Below are 26,632 nucleotides of genomic sequence, written 5' to 3'. Positions count from 1 at the left end.
ACCAAAAAGCATTTTAATTGTGGATTTAGCCAGTATCATGACTGCTTGTTTGCTGATTTCAAGTTGACGCCCCAGCATCCCCAGCCCCTTTCCTCCCTGGAACCGAGCAAGAGAAGGAGGTCGCCCACTGCGACACAAAACACTCTATGCCATAGCGGAACCTGAATCTATGCCCCACTGATGCTTGAGTAGTTCTTGATAGGTTGCCTCGCGTACAACCATTTGCTCATAGAGTTTGACTAAGAAATCTTGAGCTTGTTCGTGGCTCATGTGCTGTACTTGAGTGGCAAATGAGTGAATGCTGAATTGTTGTTCCAAAGACAATTTTGATTGGTTCATAATAACTCCGAAAAAAACAACGCGTAAAGTTGATGTTGGTTACAGAAGTCCAATGGGATAATGTTTGGACTGGGATTTGTCCTATGGACATACCTCTGTATTAAGAAAGATAACAATTGTGTGACAAATTGCCCACACCCTTAAGGATAAATTTTCTGCCTTTGATAGCTTGCACCTAAACCTACTGATATACAACCCAAGTCTGCTAAAGCAAGTTCCGGAAAAAATTACTATTTGTAAGATATATCCGGATAGGTTGAAATACCCTGATTTGCCCCTTCCTCGTTTAAACTTCTCTAAAAAGGAGAGGCTTATATGAAGAGTGGGGAAATTGAAGGTATTAAGCGTGAATTATATTCGCTATATATCATTAGGTGCAAGATGTCAATTCACTAAATTATGTCAACACAGCCGCTAACAGTTAAATTTGTGGGCTAAAAGTATTTGTATCAAGTTGTGAAGGGGAAAAATGCTCACTCTGAACAAATTAGTGAGTATATTTACTATAAAAATCAAAAATCTCAAGTCAATAGTCAAAAGTAATAACTATTGACTGTTGCTTATTAACTATTTTCGACTGCGACGATCACGACTGTAATATTATCGTGTCCACCTTGTTCTTTGGCAGCCTCAATTAAAGAGAGGGCGGCTTTATCTAATAATTGATTATTATGCAGGTAATCAGAAATCTTTTGATCTACAAGTTCTTCAGTCAAACCATCACTGCATAATAACAGGCGATCGCCTACCTGTACATCTAATTGCTGCACATCAACTTGATGTAAATCTTCACGTCCTAAACAACGGGACAACACATGACGGAAGGGATGATTTCGTGCTTCATCCGGGGTAACATCACCAACTTTAATCGCTCTAGCTACCCAAGTATGATCTTCTGTTACCTGCTCTAGTTGTGCTTCTCTCAGGCGGTAGAGTCTAGAATCACCAACATGAGCGCACCAAGGCGAATCAGGTGAGCGAAAAATTACCGCTACAACTGTAGTACCCATGTCAGCACGTTCCGGATGATTTTGCTGATCTTGCAAAATACCTTCATTTGCTCGCCACAAAGCATTTTCTAGCAATTTTTCTGTAGACTCAGAAGAATCCCAATTTTCTCCCAAATACACTTGAATTTCGTGAACAGCAATGCGACTTGCTTCCTCACCTCCCGCATGACCACCCATGCCATCAGCAACAACGAAAAATCGCCCCTTAGGGTCGATATAGTAAGAATCCTGGTTACTAGAACGAATAAGTCCGGGATCGCTGAAACCCGTGAAAATAAATTTCATAAATTTTTACTGCAACAATTAATACATACGGTCATAACGGTCAAGGCGTAGGAGCAATCGGATCAGTATCACCGAGACGGCTACTGCAATTAAACCAGCTAACCACGCCAACCATACATAATGATTAACTAATAAAATTGTCGCAGAAAGAGTGAATCCACTGATGATCACAGCGTAACTCATTCCTAACTGGATACTACTTTGTCGTCGCAGCAAGCGCTCTGTTTCTATAGAACGGACACGAACACGCATATCTCCGCGTTCTAATTTCTCTAGTGTATCCTCTAATCTACGTGGCAGTCCCAAGGCAGTTGTACTAACCTGAACTGCTTGACGACTTAATTCATTCAGGAAACTATTACTCTCAGAACCATTCATATTAGTCATAAGTTGCATTGCATAAGGTTGGGCAACTTCCATAAAGTTAAATTCTGGATCTAAACCTTTGCCTACCCCTTCTAAAGTAGAAAAGGCTCGCATTACAAAAGTGAAGGTTGCAGGAAATCTAAACGGTTGATTATAAGCTATTTCATAAAGGTCGTCACTGATGGCTGCCACTGATTGATTTTCAAAAGGCTTATCCATAAAATGATCCAGCATATACTGGACAGAACGTCGCACTGGTCCCATATCATCTGTAGGTGCGATCGCTCCTAAATTGATCAAAGATTGAACAACGCGATCGCCATCTTTTTGAGCAATGCCAAATAGTGTTTCCATTAATCCTTCACGAATGTTGGACTTAATTTGTCCCATCATCCCGAAATCGTAGAAAATTAAAGCACCATCAGGATTGACAGCAATATTGCCTGGATGAGGATCAGCATGGAAAAAGCCATTATTGAGTAACTGAAGTAAATAAGCTTGAGCGCCTTGACGGGCAATCACCTTACGATCTATACCTGCTGCTTCTAAAGCTTCGTATTGGCTAATTTTAATTCCAGGAAGATATTCCAAAGTTAAAACTTTAGGAGAGGTGTAACGCCAGTAAATTCTAGGGACTTTTACCCACTCGTAACCGCGAAAGTTCCGCCGAAAAGTATCAGCATTACGACCTTCATTGAGATAATCAATTTCTTCCCAAAGAATGCGACAACACTCTTCGTAAATACCTATCCAATCTCTGCCTCGACCCCATTTAGGATGGTTTTGAAAATAGCGAGTAATTCCTTTAAGAATTTGTAAATCTATTTCAAATAACTTCTTAAGTCCAGGACGTTGGACTTTGACTACAACTGCTTCTCCAGTATGCAGCACAGCTTTATGGACTTGTCCCAAACTAGCAGCAGCCAAAGGAATCGGTTCAAAATTTTGGAACAATTGGGGAATTGTCTTGCTTAGTTCTTGCTCAATACTGGCCTCTACTTGCTCATAGCTAAATGCAGGCACTTTATCTTGTAGCTTTGCCAACTCCTCGACATACTCACTGGGGAATATATCAGCACGAGTAGAAAACAACTGCCCAACTTTAATAAAAGTCGGCCCTAAGTCCAGCAGGGTAGTACGAATCCACACCGCTTGAGCTTTACGTCTTGCAGCTTGCTTTACTTCAGTGACACCACCAGGATAACTCCACGATTTATTGTAGCGCCAGATTTTGAACATTAAGGTCAAAACAAAAGACCAAATGTCCACAAAGCGCCGTCTGCTAGAGTAGTTTTCACGATTCCAACGGTAGGCCTTGTCTGAATAACCTGTTTCCATATCCTTTGCGTACCGTTGATTTGTCACCGAATCATTTGGAAGAAAAGACACTTCAATTCCTAAACTGTTTTTAAGATGTCAGTTGTCAGTTGTTAGTTGCTACTGACTACTGACTAATAACGAAATTTATACAGAACTACTGCGATAACGTTGCAATTCGTTTCGTAATAGGGCAATTTCTGCTCTCAGTTCATCAATTGTTGCTTGTAAATCAACTGGTTCAGAACTAGGTTGTCCAACACCTGAAGCAGTTTGACCAGTACGGGTATTAGTAGCTTCTGCTGCGCGATTTGCTCGCTCTGTGACTTCTTCTGTAAATTGGCGCAGTTGTTCTCTAGCTTCTGCATCAAATTTGCCCAACTCACTTAAAGCGTCGGTCAATGCGACCTCTAAACGCTCATTTATTACTTCTGCTGCTGCTCTGCCTACAAAAAAGGCTTGTAAAAGGGGGTTACTCATAAATTTTTGTTACGCTCGTCCGCAAGAGAATTATAACTTGCCTGTATGCTTTACGGCTTCTACTGCAAAGCTAGATATTCAGCTGGATAAGATTTACTCAACGGTTTTAATATCTCAAGTTGTTGGTTGATTCATTGAGAATCAGCAACATCAATGCGATCGCCTGTCTCACTATTTTCGCTTCGACTTAACAATGACGCGCTTAGATGAATATCATTGCCTTTAAATAGTCAAGCTGTTCTAGTTGTTGGCGCAAAAGCAGATAACTGAAGAACCAAATATTTGGCATTAATAGCATTCTAATAACCAAATATTTGCACCTGAGTACAGCAACAGACATCGAGAAGAAAATCCATAACTCTAGCAAACAAATATTGTTATAGATTTAGATGTTAATAATTTTCAGTTAATCAATATATAACCTAATTTTAATTTTTGTTATCTAGATTTAGTAATTAGGTCTTCATATTCGTAAATAGCAGCAATGTAAATCCACTTAAATCTGTAGTAATTAAAAGGTTATCTACAATTTAAAATGCCGGAAACTTCCCATAAAACTGAGTCTTTTTGCTAGAAATGTAGAGTTTAGCTCTACTAAATTATTTCTGTGAAATATAGAGGAAACTTGATGTCTAATTTGAGTCGCAGACAAGTTTTAATATTTTTTGCTGGTAGCGCTGGTGCTGCTGTATTGGGAGACAAAATTTTCAATAATACTACTAGTATTGCTGATGCCCAAACTACGCAAAAATTAAGCTTTAGCCCAGTCCGTCTACCTCATCCTTTATCAACTTATCAACAGCAAAAAAGCTTTTTACCCACAGGAATTGGACAAGGAAAAATCCTGAAAGCATCTACAGATGCAAAATTAAGTAGTTACAACGTTATTGATGATGTTGTAGTACCACCAGAATACGAACGTTATGTCATTATTAGTTGGGGCGATCGCGTGTTTCCCAATAAAGATGACTATTTTGGTTACAACTGCGATTACACTGGTTTTGTTCCCCTTGGTAGAACCGACGATATCGGCTATTTGTGGGTGAATCATGAATATGTTAGTTATCCTTTTTCTGATTTATTAATCAGCGATGACTCTGATTTACAAGGATTTCCTACTACTTTTGCATCGGTAATTGGCTGGGCTTTACCCTCAACTAGAAATATAGAAGCGGAAGGAGAATTTTTATACAACCAAGGTGGGTCAATTGTCCGCGTCTCTCGCCGTAACCCCAAAAAACGTTTTATGGTGGTTAGCGGTGATGCGAAAAATCGCCGTCTTCATGGACTTTCTGGTTTAGCAATTAATAGCCAACGCAATGATGAATACAAAAATGTTACCTCTTGGGGCGATCGCAGTCACCAAAAAGGCGACCAAAATTATTTAATTGGTACTGGTCCGGCTGCTACTCAAGTATTTAACCTCAGTGCTGATGGACTGGGTAACAAAATTATTGGTACTGCTTATAACTGTTCTGGCGGTACAACTCCTTGGGGAACTATCTTATCTGCTGAAGAAAATTACCAAGGTAGTGTTCAAGAAGCGGTCAAGCCTAATGGTACTCAGATAGATTATATAGAAGACAGTGCGGGCAAAACCTTCGGTTTAGTCGGAGAAAAATACGGCTGGATTGTAGAAGTTGACCTCGCAAATCCGAATTTCCGCCCGCGCAAACATACTTGCTTGGGTCGCTTCCGCCACGAAAATGTCGCTTTGCGTGTTGCAGCAGGGAAACCATTAATTGCTTACATGGGTGATGACAAACGCGGCGGTCACACTTGGAAATTTGTTAGTTCTGGTGTTGTTTTCCAGCCAACCAGTAAAAGTAACAGCAATTTATGGGAAAATGGTACTTTATATGTTGCCCGTTATAATCCACCAAATAATCAGGCAGGTGTGAAGCAGGGAACAGGTGAATGGATACCGTTACTTTTAGTTACTCCCACTAACCCAATTCCGCCTTCGGTGATTTCTTCAGTAGAATTTGCGGCTTTGGGGGAAGCACAAGGAGATGGTCTTTTACCCTTGCCAAAGCGTAACGGTATTGCCGAACAAACTGAAGATGGTGGTATATTTAAATGCGATCGCACCAATGAAATAACAGCACTACCTGATTATCAAAATAAAAAGCTATCCGATTTTTACTCTTCCCAAGGCGCTGTACTTGCTGATGCTTTCTTAGCAGCCAATTTGATTGGGGGAACTCCCACAGCCCGCCCAGAAGATTTAGAAGTGCATCCAACCACCAAAGAAGTCTTCATTTCTTATACTGATGGTGCGCCAGGAAGCGACGGGTATCCAGATTCACGCATTTTTCAAGTCGCTAAATTGAATACTGATGTCAATGCTACACAGCAATCAGGAGGACTTTACAAAATAATTGAAGATAGTACTGATGGCACAGGTCTGACCTTCCATTGGGAAAGATTTGCCCAAGGTGGAGAAAAAGGATCTATTGATGGTGATGGTTTCGCCAATGTAGATAACTTGGTATTTGACAATAAAGGAAATGTCTGGGGTGTGACAGATATGTCCACCGACACCCACAACGGTTTTAGCACTGGTGCAGCCGCTACGCCAAATACCATAGATCACTCAGCTGTTGGTAATGTTTCCAATCTCACAGGGGTTTTTGGTAATAACTGGCTGTTTTATATTCCTACTAGTGGCGCTCATGCTGGAAAAGTAGTACCTTTTGCCCAAGGCCCAGTACGTTGCGAGATGACAGGCCCAACTTTTATCGGAGATACATTGATTCTTTCAGTACAGCATCCCGGTGAAGATTGTCCTATTAACGATGGCACAATACTGAGTCGCAAAATTGAAATGCTAAATTTAAATGGCACACTATTTGAGCAGACTCGTACCGTACCTCGTGGTAGTAGTTGGCCAAGCAACATTTCAACTCAAGATGGTGGTAAAAATCAATCCCAAGGAGTTCCCCGTCCATCTGTAATTGCCGTTAGTCCTAAAAACTCGACTGGTAGTTTCATTTAGTACCGTTTATATCTCTAACAATATCCAAAGTGGAATACCCTAGAATTTTGTCTGAACCAAAATTCTAGGGTATTTTGTAATGAACTACGCGCATTCGCCTACGGCTAATACCGTTTTACTTTAAAGTTGATACATTTGGGGAAGCAGGGGAGGCAGGGGGAGTAAGAAAAGTAATTTGTATCAATAATTTCGTGAAATGGTATAAGATGCGCGTTTTTAATGCTTCGTTTGAACAACTTGCTTGAAGCTTCCCCACCAAGTAGAGGTTGACTTATCTGCATCAAAAAAGCGAAGATTAGAACTAATACTAAGAGTATTAAATGAGCGATGCCTGCGGCAACCCTTTCAGGGAACGCTAATTCTAATAATTGATGAGACTGGAGATCTGAAACAAGGTCATACTACAGACTCTATTTTTATTCCTTTGATCAGACTTTTTCTCTTTTTCCTCTGCCTAGAGTGACAAAAGAAAGTTATAGAGTCAAAAATCAACTCATTGTGTGGTATTTTATTGCACACAATCATATATTTGCCTGACAAAAGACTCAATCCATTGCAGATATTCCATCTCAGCAACTACAGCTGTATTGTTATGTTCTGCACCAGAAACTAAAATCAATGTCTTTGGTTCGGGAGTAACGGCATATAGTTTTTGGCTCATGAAAGATGGGACAGTAGAATCGACAGTACCGTGAATAAATAAAACTGGTATTTTCAATTGTGGTGCTTTTTTAATTGACTCAAACCGCTGGTTTAAAATTAAATCAACGGGGAATATCTGAAATAAATTCCGATAAGAGATTAAATCACGGATAGAAGTAAAAGAACTTTCCACAATCAATCCGGCTGCTTCTGGGTGTTTGAGTGCCAAGTCAATGCCTATTGCACCTCCTAGAGAATGTCCATAAATTACGATTTGGCTTGGTGGAATCTGCTGCTGTTGTACTAGATAGTTCCAAGCTGTAACTGCATCCTGATAAACGCGCATTTCGTTAGGAAAAGCACTTTCACTGCGTCCGTATCCCCGGTAATCAAACAGCAAAACCGAAAATCCTAATTGATAAAACCGATTGGCATGAGCTAAGTTAGCGCCAATATTAATTCCGTTACCGTGCAGATATAACAATACCTTAGCATCGGGTTGGTTGGACTTAAGCCACCAACCGTGCATACGCTCCACCTTACCGAAATGCGTTGATACAGGCAACCAAACTTCCTCATAGGAGATATGGAAAAACTCTGGTGTTTTTTCAATCACACTAGAGGGAAAAAAGATAAATCTCGGTTGCTGTACCCAAAGAAATAGACAAATGACTAAATAAGCGATCGCTGCAACTATACTGATCAAGAGTAGTAAGTGAAACCACGATTGTATTACAGATTGCAGTTTGTTGATAATCATGCACAAAATTTTATACTCTTATAAGTATTGTTAAGGACAGTAATTGTTAATTAGCCAAGCAAGGGTGCTGTTTTCAAATTAAAATTAGACTATTCAAACAATTTAGCCTAATAGTAAAAATATCTACTTTACTTAAACAATTTCACTGCTACATAGTAAAAATACAAACTACCGGGAGAAGACCGTGAATCTCTTAAATGAGGCTCAAACCGAGCAATTGAAGGAAATAAGTCAATATTTAGTACAAGTTAGACAAGAAAAATCTATCCGTATAGAAGAAGTAGCAGCAAAAACCCATATTCAAAAAAATTGCTTGCAAGCCTTAGAAACAGGTCACTTTGAAGAATTACCTGAACCTATCTATGTCCAAGGATTTATTCGTCGTTATGCAGACGCTTTAGGACTGGATGGTACTGCTTTAGCAAACAGTTTTACAATTAATGTTTCACCTACATATACCGATACCAAAACCAATCCTAATAATAGTCAAAATTTAGACAAAAGATCAAAGATACGTATACCGCTTTTTATACCTTACGCTTTATTACTCATAACTGCCGCCATTGGACTTGTCTATATACTCAATCCTAGACTTATAGTCGATTTTGTAACCAAGCAACAAAATTTAATAGCTAATTCTACACAAAAAACAACACCATCATCTGAATCTTCGTTACCCGCCCTGGAATCCCAGTCTCAGCAACAAAATTCAATACCCACTACTGAACAAACAACAGCGCCATCACCTGAATCTTCATTGGCTGTAGCGCCTTCTGCAAGCACAACAAATCAGAATGTCGCAGTCACTTTAGAACTTCAAGGTAAATCATGGTTAAAAGTGCAAGCAGATGGCAAGACTGAATTTGTCGGCGAATTAACAAAGGGAGAACGCAGAACTTGGACGGCAAAAGAAAAGTTAATAGTACGCTCAGGTAATGCGGGTGCTGTATTAATTTCTGTTAATAATCAACCAGCCAAGCCTTTCGGGGATACTGGTGCTATTAAAGAAGTTACATTTACTCCAAAAGTGAATAATTAAGCAAAAATCAACTGTTAATAGTAAATAGCCAGAGGACTTAAATCACACAAGCCAGGATATAAAGTGGTGTATCCTATTTTCCTCTTAGATTGGTACTACCAACACTGGTGGTTATGTCAAGATTAAGGTGAGGACTTAGGAAGTAATACAATGTTAGGAAAGTTACTAGACGGACGCTACCGAGTCCTTCAAGTTTTAGGTGGAGGAGGATTCGGTCAAACATATATTGCTCAAGACACCCACCGACCTGGTTTCCCTAAGTGTGTTGTCAAGCACCTTAAGCCTGTCACTCATAACCCGGAATTTCTGCAAACTTCTAGACGACTATTCACCAGTGAAGCAGAAACTCTAGAAGAACTGGGGCATCATGACCAAATTCCTCGGCTTTTAGCCTACTTCGAGGACAACAAAGAGTTTTTTTTAGTACAAGAGTTTATTGAAGGGCATTCTCTGACAGCAGAACTATTACCAAATCAACCCTGGGCAGAAGACCAAGTTATTCAACTTCTGCAACAAATTTTGGGAATCTTGGAGTTTATTCACAGCCATAAAGTTATCCATCGAGATATTAAACCAGAAAATATTATTAGACGGCAAAAAGATAGCAAATTAGTGCTAATTGACTTTGGTGCAGTTAAGCAAGTTCAAACTCAACTGCTTTCAGCCCCAGGACACATAGAAACTACCATTGCAATTGGTACACCAGGATATATGTCCACAGAACAAGGACGAGGCAAACCCCGTCCTAATAGTGATATTTATTCTTTAGGTGTTATCAGTATCCAAGCAATAACAGGGTTACATCCCAGGCAGCTTGAGGAAGACCAGGATACAGGAGAGATTGTCTGGCAGCATTTTGCTAACGTCAGTCCTAAATTAGCATCTATATTATCTAAAATGGTGTTACACCACTTTAGAGAACGCTATCAGTCTGCAACAGAGGTTCTAGAGGAACTTGGGCAAATCAATACTGTTAATAACAAGACATTGACTCAATTACAATTACCTGTAACACAGTTTTCCCCACAAAATGCAACTGTATACTCGCCTGCTTGTAATCTATCGCCAACACAACACAAACGTCTCGAAGAAATTCTTTTAGAATTTGTTGGGCCTGTAGCCCCTACATTATTACGGCAAGTTAAAGCATCAGCACCTAATTACCAAGAACTAATTAATAATTTGGCTTTTCACCTGAGAGAACATCAACAAACTAAGTTTAAGCAACAGGCAACTTTATTATTTGAAGAACCTATAAAGCAGTCGGGAAATACAAGTAATTTACCGATAACAGAAATGACAATAATTAATGATGCTTTTGTACATCAATGTGAGCAAGAATTAGCTAATTTTATTGGCCCTATAGCTACTTTTATTGTTCAAAAAGCTATAAAAACTTCTCCAAATATTTCTCGTACCGAGCTTGTAAGAACTTTGGCTAGCCATATTAATAATCCTCAAAAAATTGAACAATTTCAGCAGCGTTTACTTGGTTAAAATCTCAACATGAGTTACATAATTCCTAGCCTCTAGTCCCTGGTCTCAATGAGACATACCTTACTAAAACAAGAAGCGCTATATTCAATTAATTACTTTGCTGATTAAGCATATCCATAGCTATTTTTAAACTAGATTTCATCCGATTAAAGGCTGCTGCTAACCCACCTATTTCATCACGAGATTTTTCTTCAAAATCAGCACTCATATCACCAGTACTAACTTTTTGAGCTATCTTTTCTATTTTTCTAATTCTTTGAATCACAGTTTTTTTGATTAAAAAATTAATTAAAAGAATCACGACAGCAAAGATAGTAATTAAGAGTCCCATAATTAACAACCAACTTTGATGGGCATTCTCAAAAACATCTTCGGAAGGGACAGAAATAATTTGAGCAGCAATAATTTCATTAAGTCGCCAACCAAAACCATTTTTTGTACCATAAGTTGTTAGCTGACTCTTAGGAGCTTGATCTGGTGTAGAATGGCATCGCAAACATTTCTGTTCTGTAATGGCCAGTGGACGCGCAATATAAAACACTTGGCCTTCAGGTAATGTGCGAAAGCCAGAAAGTTCTTTAGTCCTAGGTTCGTTACGAAAGCGTTGTACAAGTTGAGTTTCAAAACTGTCAGCTTTATCCCGCAAATTAGTGGGATTAAGAGTTGCTTCTTTATAAAGAAAGTTTTGATATTCTTCGTTCCTACGTAAAGTTTCAAATACTTCTGTCGCTGAAAATGCTGGTACTGTCTCTGGAATGAACACTGGTTCGGTTTCTAACCTGGATGCTAGTAAGGGATTTACATGATTTTGTGTATAATTTCTGACTGAGTTCATCGTTTTAATCAGAATCTGTGCTTGAGAAGTTACTTCATTTTGCGCTTTTTGCTCAAGCACTCTAGATAAGACAGCACCGCTTACAAAGATGCTAACTAAAAAAACTAGCATCAAAATTAAGTTAAATTTAGTACCTATTTTTAATTTATTTAACATGTTTGTATGATAATAAAAGTTTACATAGTAAATTAGTATCTATACTTAGTTTAATATTGTTGATAGATACTGTTAAAAAATTAATAAATATTAATTTTTTGGAGGTAAAAGAACTAGACTTAAATTCAGTTTAGCCTATCTAGATTACCTCTGATTACAGGATTATTTATTTAACCAAAATTTTAGTGATGTCTGGGAAATTTCCACGTCGTTTGTTTATTTTACAGTTGCTATGTTGGCTCGTTGCTGGCTGCCAATCAACACCAAAATCTGAAGGTGTGTTAACTATTGGTGTCCTCAATTATGATGGGGATGAACAGATAATTAATCGATATGCTAAATTTAATAATTACTTAGCTGAAAAGACAAAAGCACGCGTTCGGCTAGAGCCTACTTTTAATGAGAATAAAGCAATTGAGCGCTTAGAATCTCAAGCTTGGTCATTAGTATTTGCACCGCCAGGGTTAGCGGCTGTAGCGATCGCTCGTTACGAATATAAACCTGTGTTTCCATTAGAAGGTGTCAATAATTTGCGTTCAGTATTAGTCGTTCGCAAAGATAGTCCGATTCAGGAATTAAAACAGCTACAAGGTAAAACCATTGCTTTAGGTCAACGAGGTTCAGTCACAGGATATTATTTACCTCTTTACAACCTTTATGGGTTAACACTAGCTGATATATTGTCTGCACCTACACCTAAAACCGTTTTGGAATGGGTAGCTGAGGGAAAAGCTGCGGCTGGCGCTGTTTCAGTAGCAGAATTGAATTTCTACAGTCCACAGTTGCAACAGGCTCAGTTTCGCATACTCTATACAGATCCTCACTACGTTCCACCCGGTGTAGTTTTGATTCGATCGACTATTAAACCCAACCGTCAAAAACATATCCGCCAAGTCATGAGTGAATTTCCTGCGGTTTTGGCTCAAGAAGTAGGGTACGTACCCAATGGGCAAGTACCTGATTATAAATACATGATCGATGTAGTGGAACGAGTAAAATTAATTACCCCCCAATTGGAAAATAAGCCGGTTCGCTTATTTTGAAGTGGGCATGGGGAACAAGAGGCAGAGGGGCAGGGTGCGGGGTGCAAGGGGGATGGAGAGGAATTATTTCTTTCCCCCTGCTCCCTGCTCCCTGCTCCCCTGCTTCTCCTAGCTCCTACGCTTCATCTAGCGCTGCAATTCCAGGCAGTACTTTACCTTCTAGTAACTCCAAGCTAGCGCCGCCGCCGGTAGAGATGTGGCTCATTTGATCGGCTAAACCGACCTTTTCTACAGCCGCCACTGAGTCACCACCACCGATGATCGTGGTTGTGCCAGTTTTACTAATTTCAGCTAAAGTATGAGCGATCGCTTCAGTACCTACTGCAAATTTATCAAACTCAAACACACCCATTGGCCCGTTCCAAATTACTGTTTTGCAATCAGCCAAGGCTTCTTGAAAAACTTTTACAGAATCAGGGCCAATATCTAAACCCATCCAACCATCAGGAATGCTTTCAATGCTAACGGTTTGAGAGTTAGCATCGGGGGCAAAGTTATCTGCTACTACTACATCTGTAGGCAGCAATAAAGCAACACCACGTTCTTTAGCCTTGGCTTCCAAAGACTTAGCTAGTTCTAGTTTGTCTTCTTCTACCAAAGACTTACCAACATTCAAGCCACGGGCTTTATAAAATGTGAAAATCATCCCGCCACCGATGATGAGTTTGTCGCATTTCTCCAGCAACGTTTCAATCACGCCAATCTTACTGGAAACTTTGGAACCGCCGATAATTGCTGCCAAAGGACGTTGGGGATTTTCGATCGCATTTTGCAAATACTGCAATTCTTTTTCAATCAAATATCCACCAACAGAGGGACTCAGGTTGTGAGTTACACCTTCAGTAGAAGCATGGGCGCGGTGTGCAGTACCAAAAGCGTCATTTACATAAAAATCAGCATTTGCTGCCAATTTTTTAGCAAATTCTGGGTCGTTTTTCTCTTCTTCTTTGTAAAAACGAACATTTTCTAATAACAGCACTTGGCCATTTTGCAACGCCCCTACTTTAGCAGCAGTCTCATCGCCAATACAGTCATCAGTTTTAATGACTTCTTGCCCTAACAACTCAGAAAGACGCTTAGCAACCGGGGTCAGGCGTAATTTATCATCCACACCCTTGGGACGACCAAAATGGCTGGCTAAAATGACCTTAGCTCCCTTCTGCGTTAAATCTTGGATAGTTGGCAAAGCAGCGCGAATCCGAGTATCGTCTGTGATCTTGCCTTGGTCATCCAAAGGCACATTAAAGTCAACCCGGACTAAGGCGCGTTTACCAGAGACATCACTTGCAGATAAATTTGCTAAAGTTTTTTTGGACACAGATAGACCCTCCTGATTGCCTTTTTGTTATTGTTTTGAAAGTATAACCATCAAGATTTTACCGGAGTCAGGGGTGTCCAGGTGAGAGAGATGTTCAAAACAGTCTTATTTCCAATTGATCAAAGCCGAGAAGCGCGGGAAGCTGCTGAGGTAGTTGCCAATATCGTGCAGAAGTACAACAGCCGCTTAGTACTGCTATCTGTAGTAGAAGAACCTTCTCCAGAGGAACTTAGTACAGGTTCGATGGTCTCACCAGAGGTAGTTGCCAAATTGCTGGAAAATGCCCAAACTTTATTTTCTCAGCAAGATATTCCAGCTGAGATTTTAGAAAAGCAAGGTAAACCAGCCTTTACTATCTGTGATGTTGCCGACGAAATTGGGGCAGATTTAATCATTATGGGTTGTCGGGGATTAGGTTTGACTGAAGAAGGCGCTACCGATAGCGTTACGACTCGCGTGATTAACCTTTCCCCTTGTCCAGTATTAATTGTGCCGTGAGAGGCAAGAGGCAGGGGAGCAGGGGAGCAGGGAGCAGGTGAGCCAGCCCGGTCTTGTTGTTCCAACAAAGAGGGACTGGCGAACCCGAAGGGGAGCAGGGAGCAGGGGGAAAGAAATAATTCCTTTTCATCCCCCTTGCACCCCGCACCCTGCCCCAATTCCTCTTAAATTGCCCCATGCCCATTTTCAATAATGGCTACTTAATTACCTCCTGAATGAATTTTTTAAAACTTCACGACAACTTTGCCGCAATTTTGACCAGTTAGGAGGTATTCGACAGCAGTAGGAATAGATTCTAATCCGTGGAAGGAAGTTTGATCAACGGCAACTTTGAGTTTGTCGGTGTAGAACAAATTTAATAGGCGATCGCGTGCCTCTGTCATATATTCTTGATAGTGGGGCATCAAAAAACCTCGCACTGATGCAGCTTTCCACATTAGTTGATGATAAATTCGAGGTTGCGTTACTTGTTCTAGCTTTTTGGCGTATTCAGCAATGTGACCAATAGTTATTAAACGTCCGCGAATTGCTAAATTATCTAGGCAGGTGTCAAATACTTGTTTACCTACACACTCAAAAATTAAGTTAATTCCCTGGGGATACTCTTGCTGTAAGACTTCCTGGATGCTTTCTATGCGATAGTTGATGATGCGATCGCACCCTAATTCTTCTAATAATTGCATCTTGGCTGTGGTGCTACAAGTCCCAATCACATGATTCCCAGATAATTTTGCCAACTGCACCGCAATATGACCAGTTCCTCCGGCGGCGGCTGTAACTAAAACTACTTCATTACTTTTCATTTCCCCGACTTGTTCAAGTGCCACTAGAGCTGATACGCCTGTAGGCATCAGTGTAAGCAACTCTGGTGTAGCTTCCGGCACTTTTAGTGCTAAGTTGGCATCAATAACTTGATATTCTCGATAACCACCGCCACGCACTGTAGTTATAACAGCATCACCAATTTGAAAATCTTGAATATTGTCACCCACAGCAACAACTTTTCCTACTGCTTCCACGCCCAAATCAAAGGGAGGAATTAAGTTAATATATGGAACCTCACCCCGACAAAGTAAAGTATCGAAGCCACCGTTAATCCCAGCAAATTTGTTTTGAATTAAAAGTTGGTTAGCAGCAAGTTGGGGAATAGGAATTTCGACAATCTCGACGGCAGATTTAAAATCTTGGCTAAGTTGTTTTGCAATTAATTTTCTATAGGTTTTTGCACTCATTTACTAATCCTAGATTTACCTCTAACGTCCTAACATAATCATCAAATAGGACGCTTATAAGGTTCGCTGTATTGTCGATACCCAACTCGTTTGAACGCAGAAATCATCCGCACGTTATTCACATCTGTATCACAAAATATTCGCCAAACTCCTACGTTTTGTAATATACGTGTTCCTTGTGATAAAAGATCGTTTGCAAAACCAAGCCCTCGATACTCTGGTAAAACTCCGATGTCGTAGATTGTTGCTTCTTCTTTGCCCTCTTTGGCGCATTTTTCAAAGATAACCGGAAGCACAAACCCTACAATGTCCCCATTTTTATTGATTCCAAACTGCCACCAGTCATGTTGATACGAGAAGCCATCGCTTGCCGAGTTTAAAAATTTCTCAGCCGCCTTGTGAGGCTCATGTTCTGAAACTTGTTTCTGATGACTTGCATCTCTTGATGAAGCCATCACACGTGCAACGACTGAAATTAATGAATTGTCGAGCATTGCGTTCACTGGCTCAAAACTCAAACGCCGTGGAACTTCAGTCAACGGTTTAGGTTCTTCCCAAACAAAGGGTACTTTTAGATAAGTTTGCTGACTCATAAGCAATATCAACAAAAATTTCTGAGTTTTGCTTATTGTAATATAAATGCGATCGCTCTATTTTTTTTAGAGATTAGAGGTAAAAAGAGTAAAGCGATCGCAGTAATGGAATTGAGACTAAATATTAATTAAATCTTGCCGCAAACTCTATCCAATGTAAAACTTAAGTAATGCTTCAAGTGACATATCTCGATTAGCTGCAACTTTTTTGAGTGATTTTAATATGTCTGGTATCTTTATTGATACTGTTTCTGTGGCACGAGGTTTTAAGTGTAGTTAGAGTTCTTCATCAAGCTTGTTCGTATAACTTTTTTTGATTTAGACATATCAAAGCTTTCAGCTACTGAATATATAGAAACTTTTCCACCGAAAGACTTGCGGTTTAAGCAGTTTGCAATTGCTTACATAATTCATGCCGAGATTAGGTCATTAAGGGGTAAGGTTTCACTCGGCTATAAAAATCTTTAATCCATAAACATTGGAGGTATTCTAGACAATAATAATGTGTCGTTTCAGTTTTGTGTAGCTACAACAGTAGCGAAGTTGTCAGCAGCTTTTCGCGGTAAAATTCACGTCAAAGTCTTTACAGAACCCCCAGCTATCCCAATAAGGAACATTAATTTATGACCTCAACCACAACTTATACTTACGATACCAATGGCAACGTGATATCTGAAAAGATAGACAACAACAGTGATGGGATAATAGATTCAGTTATTACCTACTCCTATGACCTGACATTCTATACCTCTGACTACAACGGCGATGGTAAAGTTGATTCTGTCCGAACCTATACTTATGATGCTAACGGCAAACAGACCTCCATTACCCGTGACGACAACGGCGATGGTAAACCTGATTCTGACCAAACCTCTACTTACGATGCCAACGGAAAGTTAATATCTGTTACCTCTGATTACAATGGCGACGGCATAATTGATTTAGTCGAAACCTATACTTATGATGCGAACGGCAACCAGATATCCTATAGTCGTGACGACAACGGCGATGGTAAACCTGATTCTGTCCAAACCTCTACTTATAATGCCAACGGAGAGTTAATATCTGTTACCTCTGACTACAATGTCGACGGCATAATTGATTATGTCGAAACCTATACTTATGATGTCAACGGCAACCAGACATCCATTACCCGTGACACCAACGGCGACGGCATAATTGATTATGTCGCAACCTATACTTATGATGTCAACGGCAACCAGACATCCATTACCCGTGACACCAACGGCGACGGCATAATTGATTATGTCGCAACCTATACTTATGATGCCAACAGCAACCAGACATCCTACATTAATGACAGCAACGCCGACGGCATACCTGATTATGTCGAAACCTCTACTTATGATGCTAATAGCAACCTAACATCCTACACTAGTGACTATAATGGCGACGGTATAATTGATTATGTCGAAACCTTTACTTATGATGCCGACAACAACCGGACATCCTATACTACTGACAGCAACGCCGACGGCATAGTTGATGTATCTACCTATATTTATGATGCCAACGGCAAGCTAACATCCGTAGATGTTGACAACAAAAACGACGGCACAGTTGATTCTGTATCTACCTATACTTATGACACTAACGGCAACCGGACATCCTATATTTATGACAATAAGAACGATGGCATACCTGATTATGTCGAAACCTATACTTATGATGCCAACGGCAACCAGACATCCTACACTAGTGACGATAATGGCGACGGTATAGTTGAATTTGTCGAAACCTCTATTTATGATGCCAACGGCAACGTAACATTCAATAATCGTTACAATCGTAACGACAACGGCGGCGGCGTAAATTATGTCCAAACCTATACTTATGGACGTGCATCCGCCAGCTATGACTTCAATAATGATGGGGTAATTGATGCATTTGGCGTTTACAGCTACGATTTGAAGGGTAAGCTGACATCACAGAAAATTGACAAAAATAATGATGGAATCTTTGATGAAGTCAGCGCTTACAGTTACGATGCTAAGGGCAAACTGATTGCACAGGTAGTTGACAAAAATAATGATGGCATCGGTGACGAGATTACCACTTATAACTACGACGCTAAGGGCAAACTAACTTCCGCAGATATCGACAACAACAGTGATGGTATTATTGATACAGTTGCCAGTTATTTGTATGATACCAATGGTCAACTAATCAGCAAGACCACAACAGAGGGAAATGTGCCAAACATTACCTTAAATGGTGGTAAAGGTGCAGATAAACTCACTGGTAGAGCTGGTAACGATAAAATTTCTGGCAAAAATGGCAACGATGAACTCTTTGGGTTAGCCGGCAATGACAAATTAATTGGTGGCAAAGGTAATGATACTCTACACGGTGGCAGTGGACGTGATACCTTGACAGGCGGCTGTGGTACTGACAAATTTGTATTCAGTAGTCTGAGTGATTCCCTGCTTTCTAGTTATGATAAAATTACTGACTTGAACATTTGTCGAGATAAAATTGATGGGCTGTATGCAGTTAACGTGGCTAATTTAGTTCAACTTGGTACTGTTGCGAGTTTAAATCTTTCAGACATACAACATATATTGACTCCAACTGCTTTTGTGGCTAAAGGTGCGGCAACTTTTACCCTTGGTACAGGCAAGGAGCAACAGACTTTTCTGGCACTCAACGATAACACTAATGGATTCTCTGCCCTTACGGATGCCGTGATTGAGATTAGTGGCTATAAAGGCAGCTTGGATAAATTAGCGATCGCTTAACTTCACGCTGCTACTTGCCTCAAGAAATAATGCCCAAGAATTAAAACGATTTGCTTATTGCAGTTAGAAGAAATCGAGATTCTTTCTCCAGGTAATGTTCGCTGGTGAACAACGGTAAATGCTTGCCTACGCCCAAGAGCTAGTATGTAATCTCAAAGAGTTAATGCCGACGCAATACCAAAAAGATAATCTAAGGGAAACTAAAGATATAGAAAAGCAACAAATTCTTGCAACTCTTGAAGCCCAGAAAACAAAACTTAATGAATATTTGAGCCAATTAGCTCTTATTCAAGCATCCTTGGATACTTGGAAGCCAATGTAACTTATAAAGTAGGCGGCTAAGACAGGCTAAAAAATGACCTTATCTTAATTAGCTCATGCAGGTATAGCCTCAGATGAAATTCTAAGATTATTTTCATTCTGGTAAATTTACAAACACCTGCTCAACTAACTCCTTAGTTTTATCTTCCAAACGTTGCCAATCTACCTCACCTAGTTCATTAAATAAACTAGTATCAATATTAACTACCTCATTTTCTGGACTGTAATTAATAAAACACACTTGGTAACAAAGTTCCCACAAATCGATACTTACGTGTTGCCCTTGACGTTGCAAAACCAGATGATATCCTGGATGGGGCATAGGTAGGCCAGCAAGAGTTTCTCTGATGGCATCTGCCTGTTCTAATGTTGCAGTTTCTATTTCTTGCAACAGTTGAGTTACCAACGCTTTGATTTCATCAGTGGTGTTAGCTGGCCAAATCATTACGTCTTGGTAAGTTCCTTTCCAAGCAGATGTATCAACATGCTTGCGGAGATTATCGATTACGCGAATGAAAGCAGGTTGCATGAGTAGTTCGGCCTGCTGCCATGCAACTTGATTTGTTATTCTAGGTGGCATTGGTACTAAAAAAAGGCACTAAAAAGCAAAATTAACAGTCTATGTTTATTAAAAAGCTGTGTTTTTAATCTAAATCTTTTCTCAAGATAACGGATTTCATTGAAAAAAATTTGGAGATATTTATTACCAGCTCACGAATTAGGTAATAACTATGGGGAGGGAATATGATCGGCAAGCTATTAGACCATCGTTACCAAGTAATCAGAGTCCTTGCTACGGGAGGATTTGGTCAAACTTACATCGCCCAAGATACTAGGCGACCAGGTAATCCGATGTGTGTGGTCAAGCACCTCAAGCCTACAAGTTCTGACCCTAGAGTGTTTGAAACTGCCAAGCGCCTATTTAACAGCGAAGCTGAAACCCTAGAACAACTAGGCAACCATGACCAGATTCCCCGATTGCTGGCTTATTTTGACGAAAATCAAGAATTTTATTTAGTTCAAGAATATATTGAAGGACATACTTTAACTGAAGAACTCACACTTGGTCAGCAGTGGAATGAAAGCCAAGTCATGCAATTGTTGCAAGAAGTTTTGAGTATTTTAGAATTTGTTCATCGTCAAGGTGTAATTCATCGTGACATCAAGCCAGATAATATTATTCGTCGCGCCTCTGACAATAAATTAGTTTTAGTAGATTTTGGAGCAGTTAAACAATTACGTTCGCCGCTAGTTACAGTTGGCGGACAACCAACTGCCACAGTAGCCATTGGTACTCCTGGCTATATGCCTACAGAACAAGGGCAAGGTAAACCCCGTCCTAACAGTGATATTTATTCCCTTGGCATCATTGCTATTCAAGCACTTACAGGAGTATCGGCAGCTCAATTGCAAGAAAATCCTGAAACAGGCGAGATTCTCTGGCAGCATTTGACACATGTGAACTATCGATTGGCAGCAGTGTTGACTAAGATGGTGCGTTATCACTTCAAAGACCGCTACCAAAATGCAACTGAAGCATTGCAAGCATGTATCAACGCGACTAATCCGGTGGTAAGTGCTTCTACACCTCAAGAATCTCCTCACAATCATAGTTACAGACCAAATACATCTTTATCCCAAACGTCTCGACAACAAACTGTTGCAGTTGCGCCAGCCAATCGTGGAAGTATCAAACCTACTCGTCAAAACTCTACTAGACCCGATCCGTGGCCGTTGTTGATAGGGATATTATTAGCGGGCGGTGCGGCTACTTTGGCAGCAAATGTGTTTCCAAATATCAAAAATCTTGCTACTAGTTTTACAGGCAATGATAACGCCTCAGCAAATAAGTGTTTGGCTATTGTTGAAGGCAATTCCAATATCCGTTCTGAACCTAGTGCGATTAATTCTGACAACATAGTTAAAACTGTTGGTGATAACACCAAATTTGAAGTGACTGGTCAGCAAACAGAATTGGGATGGATAGAAATTAAACTTAATTCTGGTCGTTTGGCTTGGGCGCACAAAGGAGTAATTAATAATAACGAACAATGGATGTCTTGCTTACGCGATCAAGGGATTGCAACAAAGATAATAGATGATAATACTTTGATTGCGGCTCGACCAATTCCCCAGCCTAAACCAAAGTCTAAAAATATAGTAACTCCAGCGCCGGAACCATTAGAGACACCAACGCCCAATGCTGAAACACCAGAAGAATCGCAGCCTAATGAAAGTAGTGTCAAGATTGTAGAAAAAGCCAGACAAAAGTATAATTCAGGAGATTTAATCGGAGCGATCGCTCTACTAAGATCAGTTCCGGCAAGTGCTTCTTCTGAAATTAAAGAAACACGTAAAATGATTGCCGAATGGCAACAAGAATGGTCGAAAGCAGATGCTCTATTTAATGATATAAATCAAGCAATAGACGATGGTAAATGGGACAAAGTTTTAGATTATAAAAATCACCCCGAAAAGTTACCTGATACTAAGTACTGGCGAAATAAAATAGAACCATTATTTAAACAAGCCGCTGAAAATGTGGGAAAAAAAGCATTTTCAAAGAGTGATCAGCCAGAAAATCAAAATAATTCCCAACAAGAATTTATCAATAATAACCAACCAGACGATAAAGATAATCCTAATTCCACAGAATCTTCTCAAAGCGGTTTTTAATTTTTACTTACCACTTAGTATCATGTAGTATTTCAAATTTAAAGATACAACTGCGTATACTAATACAGTTCGACAAAAATAAACCATCCATTCCAAATCAATGAAAAGCTTATGCTGTGTTCATTTTTAATTTTTAATTTCGCCTTGCGGTACTAGCTTTTTAGTTTGTGTTGAGCCAATTGATGGATGATAGTGATAACTTCTGATGGATCGAACGGCTTGACTAGATGGGTTTGATACCCAACCTCTAAAGCGCGTTGACGATCTTCCTCTCTAGCATAAGCTGTAAGTGCAACAGCCGGAATGTTACAAAGTTGGTAATTAGGCAGAGAGCGTATTGTTTGTAAGAAAGTATAACCGTCTTCATCAGGCATCCCGATGTCGCTGATCAGCACATCGGGTTGAAACTGATTTAGAAGGCTTAATGCTTCTTGGACATTTCCTGCACTCTTGACCTTTGCCCCTTGTTGTTCTAAAACAAATGTCATCAATTCTCGTGCATCAATGTCATCGTCTACGACGATTGCTTTGACTCCTTGCAAACTTAAATCACTCTCCACCTGTTTCTGGCTAAACTCATTATTTGCTTGAGCGACGCGCATTGGCAGGATGATAGTAAAAGTAGAACCCTGTCCTAATCCTGAACTACTAACATGAATTGTTCCCCCATGCAATTCAACCAGATGACGAGTAATTGCGAGTCCCAGACCTAAACCACCCTGCGATCGCGTAGTTGAACCATCTGCTTGCCGGAAATACTCAAATACATAAGGCAAAAAATCAGGTGCAATACCGATACCAGAATCAACTACTTGAATTTGCAAAAGGGAATCAATCAAATTGATCTGAACCGTTACTTTACCTGAAGGGGGGGTAAACTTGATGGCATTCGATAGTAAATTCCAAAAAACTTGTTGCAGTCGGTTGGGGTCGGCCAAAATACGATCAAGCGGTGTAACCAAATCAAGTTTAATTTGAATTGATTTTGCTTCTGCTGCCGGACGCAGAGTATCGTTTGTAGTCTGGATTAATGCAATAACATCAACAGGCTGAATATTGAGACTAACTTGTCCTCGAATAATACGGGAAATATCAAGCAAGTCTTCGATTAGCTGAGTTTGGGCAGCAGCGTTGCGCTCAATGGTATCTAATGCTCGTTGCAGAATTGTTGGACTGAGGTTTCCCTTTTGGATTAGTTTAATCCAGCCTACAATGGCATTTAAAGGTGTACGCAACTCATGAGAAAGAACTGCTAAAAACTCATCTTTAACTCGATTAGCTGTTTCTGCAACGGTACGAGCTGCTCTTTCTTGTGCTAGTAAGGCGAGTCGCTGCGCTTCAACCTGCTTACGGATAGTATTATCAACCGTTGTCATCACAACCCCATAGATATTATCATCCGCGTCGTGCAACGGAGCCAGCGATAAACTCACATCAATAAGACTGCCATCTCGCTTTTGATGTTGAAAATCTTGATTAGAAACCCGATTATTTTCTAGAGTACGACTGAAGCAGCAATCAAAGTACTCCTGCTGTGCTTTGGGAATGAGTGGTAAGGTATGATCAATCACTGCTTTTGCCTGCCAACCGTAAAGTTCTTCGGCGGTTGTATTCCAGGTCATGACTCGCTGCTGGCGATTCAGCGTAATAATACTTACAGGGGATGCATCAACAATTGCACGTAATAAATCATCTGTTTGTTTCAGCGCCTTCGTAACCTTCTGTCGTTCTTGACGTTCCTGACTTTCCCGCCATGTTCTTTGAATAGCCGGAATCAGCCGTTCTAAACGTTGCTTCAAGACATAATCTGTTGCTCCTCGCTTTAAAGCGTCAATTGCCTGCTCTTCACCCAAGACTCCAGAGACAAGAATAAAAGGGACTTCAGGGCAGATTGCTTTTGCCAACTCTAGTGCTGCTATACCGTCAAATTCAGGCAAAATATAATCTGCCAAAATGAGATCAGGAAGCCTCGTATTTAAGCATTTTAGAAAGTCTTGACGATAGGCAACGCGAATTAAATTACTTTCAATTCCATTATTCTTTAATGTCGCCTCAATTAGTTCATGATCTACTGGGTCATCTTCTAGTAAAAGGATTTGCAGCATAGAGGTGGGCAAATGAACTTGCATTGGGACATTGACGAAGAATTGTATACAGTTGACACCAAATCAATACTTAATTTGGGTTAGCTCAACAACTATGAATAGCAGAGCTATGATTTTTTATTTTGATTTGTCAGTATAAAAGTCAATATAAGATGCTCTATTTATTACCGTAACTACCGAGAGGAAGATATATCGAGATTTTTAGGCTTTATTTCCGATTATTTACTGATAATCAAGGCAGATTTGACTTTTGCAAAGCAGTGGACTGTTTATCCAATTTTATTGAGTAAGAATCAAAAGTTAGAAATAGAGGGTAAAGAAAAGTAAAAAGTTGCGCCTACATTCAGTTTTCCTTCTGCCCAGAGACGACCTCCATGACGGTAAATTACTCTCTGTACATTGGCTAATCCAATGCCTGTTCCCTCAAAGACTTGAGCATTAGCAAGACGCTGAAATACGCCAAACAGACGCTGTGCCTCATCTTTGTCAAAACCAATACCATTATCGCGTACAAAAAAAATTGTTTCGCCTTCATTCACACCACTGCCGATCGCAATCTCTGCTTGTTCACGGAAGCGAGTGTATTTAACAGCGTTTTCAATCAAGTTTTGCCAGACTTGGCGTAACAAGTTGCGATCGCCTCTTACCGTAGGTAGCGATGCAATTTGCCACCGAATATTACGTCCTGCTAATTGAGTTTCCACTTGCCGTTTTGCTTCTTGCACCAGTCGCTCCATATTTACGGTGGTATACTGCATTTCTACTCGCCCAGTCCGGGAAAATTGTAGCAAGTCATCAATCATTTTACCGGAGCGAGCAGTCAGTTCGTTTATTTGCTGGAGATAGTGTACAACGGTTTCATCAACTGTAATTGATTGTAGTTGCTGCTTTAGGAGGGTGGCAAACCCATCGATCTGACGAATTGGCGTTCGCAAGTCGTGGGACACCGAAAAGGCAAATATTTCCAGTTCTCGATTTAGCATCTCTAAGCGGATAGTTCGTTCTTTTACTCGCTGTTCTAGAGTTTGGTTGAGCGATCGCACAGCCGCAGCCGTCTGTTTCTGTTCGGTAATGTTACTTACTAAGCCATCAATGACTGTTTTGCCATTTAGTTGCACGAGTGTTTCACTGATCTGTAACCACAATAATTTCCCAGAATCATCTAAGCTGACTTCTCGTTGCCATTGCGTCTGTCTTGTGCGCTCAATAGCATTCAACATCAAATTTTCTTGGAAAAACGTTTGGGCTTCAGATAAGGAGTGCAGGTTTAATAATCGCAGCAATCCCTCGCTGGCTTCTAGGAGTTGTCCGTCGAGTGTAGTGCGAAATACACCTACCTTTAGTTCGTTGAGCAAAAATTGTAACCGAAATTCTAATTTTGATGCTTTGCGGCGAATTTGGGAATTTCCCCATACCGTTCGTACAGCTTGAGGCAAGCGGACAAAATGTTTTGGCGATTTGATTACATAATCATCTAAGCCCGCTTTCATAGCTTCTACTGCTATTTCCTGCGTGCCAGAGTTGGTAAACATAATTATAGGGCGATTAGAGTCATGATCTTTGACTGCACGTAGCACGTCTAAACCAGTCGTCCAATTTAATTCATAATCAGTTATGACAAAATCGAATGTATCATCAGCAAATGCTTGATTGATTTCAGTCCAATCTAAAGCCTTTTGAATTTGAATATCGGGAAACTCTCGCCTCAGTTCACGAGCGATCAATAATCGATCATTGGGATTGTCTTCAATCAACAAAATCCGTTGTAGCGATCGCTCTAACTCCATGAAACTGCACTAAAATTTACTCAATAATTGCCAATCAAATTAAATTTATAACCCTCATCTAACCTGCTGGTAAAACTGAGGGATATTCGTTTATCTGTAACCAATAGCTATCCAAAGCTGCAATCATTTTCGCCAGCGCATCAAATCTAACAGGTTTCACTAAATAAGAATTCACCCCTAGGTCGTAAGACAGATCAATATCTAAACTCTCTCTGGAGGAAGTTAATATAACTACTGGAATGCGCTTAATGCCAGGTTGCTGTCTCATCCATTCCAAAATTTCGATCCCAGAGCGACGAGGTAACTTTAAATCTAGCAAAATCAAAGCAGGCAAAGGATAGCGATCGCGATCAGCATATTTTCCTTCTCCAGCTAGATAGTCAATTGCAGCATCACCGTCTTTGACAATCCGAATTGGGTTGGTTGCATTCACTTGGCGAAAAGCTCGTTGCACAAACAAAATGTCGTTTGAGTCATCTTCAATGAGTAAAATGCTGTATTCATTGATGTCCATCATTCGCCCAAACGCCCTTTAGCATCAAAATTATTCAATCAAACACCAACCACTGATTGTGT

At 40.1% G+C, this 26,632-nt stretch carries 21 protein-coding genes; 8 read left to right on the top strand and 13 right to left on the bottom strand.

Translation table 11 applies throughout. The features are described 5' to 3' along the window. Positions 1 to 144 precede the first annotated feature (144 nt). From QI031_RS08480 to QI031_RS08465, 4 genes are all read right to left on the bottom strand, one after another. Positions 145 to 339, bottom strand: coding sequence for an NblA/ycf18 family protein (locus QI031_RS08480; protein ID WP_281484748.1), 195 nt, complete (start codon positions 337 to 339; stop codon positions 145 to 147). A 563-nt stretch (positions 340 to 902) separates the two neighbouring features. Continuing rightward, entirely contained in the window at positions 903 to 1,634 is a 732-nt protein-coding gene (locus QI031_RS08475) for a Stp1/IreP family PP2C-type Ser/Thr phosphatase (protein WP_281484747.1), read from the bottom strand. 18 nt (positions 1,635 to 1,652) lie between these two features. Beyond that, complete coding sequence (locus tag QI031_RS08470; protein ID WP_281485961.1) at positions 1,653 to 3,338, bottom strand: ABC1 kinase family protein; 1,686 nt, start codon at positions 3,336 to 3,338, stop codon at positions 1,653 to 1,655. 126 nt (positions 3,339 to 3,464) lie between these two features. Continuing rightward, positions 3,465 to 3,797 carry a DUF6825 family protein gene (locus tag QI031_RS08465; protein ID WP_281484746.1) on the bottom strand — a complete coding sequence of 111 codons (333 nt, stop codon included), beginning with the start codon at positions 3,795 to 3,797 and terminating at the stop codon, positions 3,465 to 3,467. A gap of 628 nt (positions 3,798 to 4,425) precedes the next feature. On the opposite strand from QI031_RS08465, the gene QI031_RS08460 reads away from it, so the two are divergent. Further along, positions 4,426 to 6,795 carry a PhoX family protein gene (locus QI031_RS08460; protein WP_281484745.1) on the top strand — a complete coding sequence of 790 codons (2,370 nt, stop codon included), beginning with the start codon at positions 4,426 to 4,428 and terminating at the stop codon, positions 6,793 to 6,795. Between the two features lie 508 nt (positions 6,796 to 7,303). Here QI031_RS08460 and QI031_RS08455 read toward each other — a convergent pair. Continuing rightward, positions 7,304 to 8,197 (bottom strand): alpha/beta hydrolase, encoded by an 894-nt coding sequence (locus QI031_RS08455; RefSeq protein ID WP_281484744.1) that lies wholly within the window; start codon positions 8,195 to 8,197, stop codon positions 7,304 to 7,306. A gap of 184 nt (positions 8,198 to 8,381) precedes the next feature. On the opposite strand from QI031_RS08455, the gene QI031_RS08450 reads away from it, so the two are divergent. Together QI031_RS08450 and QI031_RS08445 are read left to right on the top strand one after the other, a co-directional pair. Further along, positions 8,382 to 9,236, top strand: a complete 855-nt coding sequence (locus tag QI031_RS08450; RefSeq protein ID WP_281484743.1) for a helix-turn-helix domain-containing protein — start codon at positions 8,382 to 8,384, stop codon at positions 9,234 to 9,236. Positions 9,237 to 9,386: 150 nt separating this feature from the next. Then, positions 9,387 to 10,733 (top strand): protein kinase domain-containing protein, encoded by a 1,347-nt coding sequence (locus QI031_RS08445; RefSeq protein WP_281484742.1) that lies wholly within the window; start codon positions 9,387 to 9,389, stop codon positions 10,731 to 10,733. A gap of 88 nt (positions 10,734 to 10,821) precedes the next feature. Here QI031_RS08445 and QI031_RS08440 read toward each other — a convergent pair whose 3' ends face one another. Beyond that, positions 10,822 to 11,724 carry a Tll0287-like domain-containing protein gene (locus QI031_RS08440; protein ID WP_281484741.1) on the bottom strand — a complete coding sequence of 301 codons (903 nt, stop codon included), beginning with the start codon at positions 11,722 to 11,724 and terminating at the stop codon, positions 10,822 to 10,824. 188 nt (positions 11,725 to 11,912) lie between these two features. On the opposite strand from QI031_RS08440, the gene QI031_RS08435 reads away from it, so the two are divergent. Beyond that, positions 11,913 to 12,767: a phosphate/phosphite/phosphonate ABC transporter substrate-binding protein gene (locus QI031_RS08435; protein ID WP_281484740.1), complete on the top strand. Its 855-nt coding sequence runs from the start codon at positions 11,913 to 11,915 to the stop codon at positions 12,765 to 12,767. Positions 12,768 to 12,882: 115 nt separating this feature from the next. Here QI031_RS08435 and QI031_RS08430 read toward each other — a convergent pair whose 3' ends face one another. After that, the gene (locus QI031_RS08430; RefSeq protein ID WP_281484739.1) at positions 12,883 to 14,085 is read right to left on the bottom strand and encodes a phosphoglycerate kinase; all 1,203 of its coding nucleotides are present in this window, start codon (positions 14,083 to 14,085) and stop codon (positions 12,883 to 12,885) included. A gap of 90 nt (positions 14,086 to 14,175) precedes the next feature. Between QI031_RS08430 and QI031_RS08425 the strand changes: the two genes are divergently transcribed. Further along, the gene (locus QI031_RS08425) at positions 14,176 to 14,583 is read left to right on the top strand and encodes a universal stress protein (RefSeq protein ID WP_281484738.1); all 408 of its coding nucleotides are present in this window, start codon (positions 14,176 to 14,178) and stop codon (positions 14,581 to 14,583) included. 224 nt (positions 14,584 to 14,807) lie between these two features. Here the strand turns inward: QI031_RS08425 and QI031_RS08420 are convergent, their stop codons facing one another. Both QI031_RS08420 and QI031_RS08415 read right to left on the bottom strand, forming a co-directional pair. Beyond that, on the bottom strand, positions 14,808 to 15,815 hold the full coding sequence (locus tag QI031_RS08420) for a zinc-binding dehydrogenase (protein ID WP_281484737.1): 1,008 nt from the start codon (positions 15,813 to 15,815) through the stop codon (positions 14,808 to 14,810). A 41-nt stretch (positions 15,816 to 15,856) separates the two neighbouring features. Continuing rightward, on the bottom strand, positions 15,857 to 16,408 hold the full coding sequence (locus QI031_RS08415; RefSeq protein ID WP_281484736.1) for a GNAT family N-acetyltransferase: 552 nt from the start codon (positions 16,406 to 16,408) through the stop codon (positions 15,857 to 15,859). Positions 16,409 to 17,031: 623 nt separating this feature from the next. Here QI031_RS08415 and QI031_RS08410 point away from each other — a divergent pair. Continuing rightward, positions 17,032 to 19,167, top strand: coding sequence for a bluetail domain-containing putative surface protein (locus QI031_RS08410; RefSeq protein WP_281484735.1), 2,136 nt, complete (start codon positions 17,032 to 17,034; stop codon positions 19,165 to 19,167). Positions 19,168 to 19,285: 118 nt separating this feature from the next. Further along, a complete protein-coding gene (locus QI031_RS08405) occupies positions 19,286 to 19,489 on the top strand; it encodes a hypothetical protein (protein WP_281484734.1) in 204 nt (67 codons plus the stop codon). A gap of 93 nt (positions 19,490 to 19,582) precedes the next feature. Here QI031_RS08405 and QI031_RS08400 read toward each other — a convergent pair whose 3' ends face one another. Next, on the bottom strand, positions 19,583 to 20,068 hold the full coding sequence (locus QI031_RS08400; protein WP_281484733.1) for a hypothetical protein: 486 nt from the start codon (positions 20,066 to 20,068) through the stop codon (positions 19,583 to 19,585). Positions 20,069 to 20,232: 164 nt separating this feature from the next. Here QI031_RS08400 and QI031_RS08395 point away from each other — a divergent pair, with 164 nt between their 5' ends. Then, positions 20,233 to 22,164: a protein kinase domain-containing protein gene (locus tag QI031_RS08395; RefSeq protein WP_281484732.1), complete on the top strand. Its 1,932-nt coding sequence runs from the start codon at positions 20,233 to 20,235 to the stop codon at positions 22,162 to 22,164. A 152-nt stretch (positions 22,165 to 22,316) separates the two neighbouring features. Here QI031_RS08395 and QI031_RS08390 read toward each other — a convergent pair whose 3' ends face one another. The 3 genes from QI031_RS08390 to QI031_RS08380 form a co-directional block, all read right to left on the bottom strand. Continuing rightward, a complete protein-coding gene (locus QI031_RS08390; RefSeq protein WP_281484731.1) occupies positions 22,317 to 24,293 on the bottom strand; it encodes an ATP-binding response regulator in 1,977 nt (658 codons plus the stop codon). A gap of 269 nt (positions 24,294 to 24,562) precedes the next feature. Then, positions 24,563 to 26,056: a sensor histidine kinase gene (locus QI031_RS08385; protein ID WP_281484730.1), complete on the bottom strand. Its 1,494-nt coding sequence runs from the start codon at positions 26,054 to 26,056 to the stop codon at positions 24,563 to 24,565. 58 nt (positions 26,057 to 26,114) lie between these two features. Next, positions 26,115 to 26,573, bottom strand: coding sequence for a response regulator (locus QI031_RS08380; protein WP_281484729.1), 459 nt, complete (start codon positions 26,571 to 26,573; stop codon positions 26,115 to 26,117). Positions 26,574 to 26,632 lie beyond the last annotated feature (59 nt).

The organism is Halotia branconii CENA392, from assembly GCF_029953635.1.
In the GTDB taxonomy this organism is placed as follows: Bacteria; Cyanobacteriota; Cyanobacteriia; order Cyanobacteriales; family Nostocaceae; genus Halotia; species Halotia branconii.
This window is presented reverse-complemented; position numbering and strand designations above follow the sequence as displayed.

What these genes read in the sequence shown, in the direction of transcription:
- QI031_RS08380 (WP_281484729.1), bottom strand. Translation starts at nt 26,573, where the DNA reads ATGATGGACATCAATGAATACAGCATTTTACTCATTGAAGATGACTCA.
- QI031_RS08435 (WP_281484740.1), top strand. Translation starts at nt 11,913, where the DNA reads ATGTCTGGGAAATTTCCACGTCGTTTGTTTATTTTACAGTTGCTATGT.
- QI031_RS08445 (WP_281484742.1), top strand. Translation starts at nt 9,387, where the DNA reads ATGTTAGGAAAGTTACTAGACGGACGCTACCGAGTCCTTCAAGTTTTA.
- QI031_RS08475 (WP_281484747.1), bottom strand. Translation starts at nt 1,634, where the DNA reads ATGAAATTTATTTTCACGGGTTTCAGCGATCCCGGACTTATTCGTTCT.
- QI031_RS08385 (WP_281484730.1), bottom strand. Translation starts at nt 26,056, where the DNA reads ATGGAGTTAGAGCGATCGCTACAACGGATTTTGTTGATTGAAGACAAT.
- QI031_RS08480 (WP_281484748.1), bottom strand. Translation starts at nt 339, where the DNA reads ATGAACCAATCAAAATTGTCTTTGGAACAACAATTCAGCATTCACTCA.
- QI031_RS08395 (WP_281484732.1), top strand. Translation starts at nt 20,233, where the DNA reads ATGATCGGCAAGCTATTAGACCATCGTTACCAAGTAATCAGAGTCCTT.
- QI031_RS08455 (WP_281484744.1), bottom strand. Translation starts at nt 8,197, where the DNA reads ATGATTATCAACAAACTGCAATCTGTAATACAATCGTGGTTTCACTTA.
- QI031_RS08410 (WP_281484735.1), top strand. Translation starts at nt 17,032, where the DNA reads ATGACCTCAACCACAACTTATACTTACGATACCAATGGCAACGTGATA.
- QI031_RS08440 (WP_281484741.1), bottom strand. Translation starts at nt 11,724, where the DNA reads ATGTTAAATAAATTAAAAATAGGTACTAAATTTAACTTAATTTTGATG.
- QI031_RS08420 (WP_281484737.1), bottom strand. Translation starts at nt 15,815, where the DNA reads ATGAGTGCAAAAACCTATAGAAAATTAATTGCAAAACAACTTAGCCAA.
- QI031_RS08405 (WP_281484734.1), top strand. Translation starts at nt 19,286, where the DNA reads ATGCTTGCCTACGCCCAAGAGCTAGTATGTAATCTCAAAGAGTTAATG.
- QI031_RS08465 (WP_281484746.1), bottom strand. Translation starts at nt 3,797, where the DNA reads ATGAGTAACCCCCTTTTACAAGCCTTTTTTGTAGGCAGAGCAGCAGCA.
- QI031_RS08470 (WP_281485961.1), bottom strand. Translation starts at nt 3,338, where the DNA reads ATGGAAACAGGTTATTCAGACAAGGCCTACCGTTGGAATCGTGAAAAC.
- QI031_RS08460 (WP_281484745.1), top strand. Translation starts at nt 4,426, where the DNA reads ATGTCTAATTTGAGTCGCAGACAAGTTTTAATATTTTTTGCTGGTAGC.
- QI031_RS08400 (WP_281484733.1), bottom strand. Translation starts at nt 20,068, where the DNA reads ATGCCACCTAGAATAACAAATCAAGTTGCATGGCAGCAGGCCGAACTA.
- QI031_RS08415 (WP_281484736.1), bottom strand. Translation starts at nt 16,408, where the DNA reads ATGAGTCAGCAAACTTATCTAAAAGTACCCTTTGTTTGGGAAGAACCT.
- QI031_RS08425 (WP_281484738.1), top strand. Translation starts at nt 14,176, where the DNA reads ATGTTCAAAACAGTCTTATTTCCAATTGATCAAAGCCGAGAAGCGCGG.
- QI031_RS08390 (WP_281484731.1), bottom strand. Translation starts at nt 24,293, where the DNA reads ATGCAAGTTCATTTGCCCACCTCTATGCTGCAAATCCTTTTACTAGAA.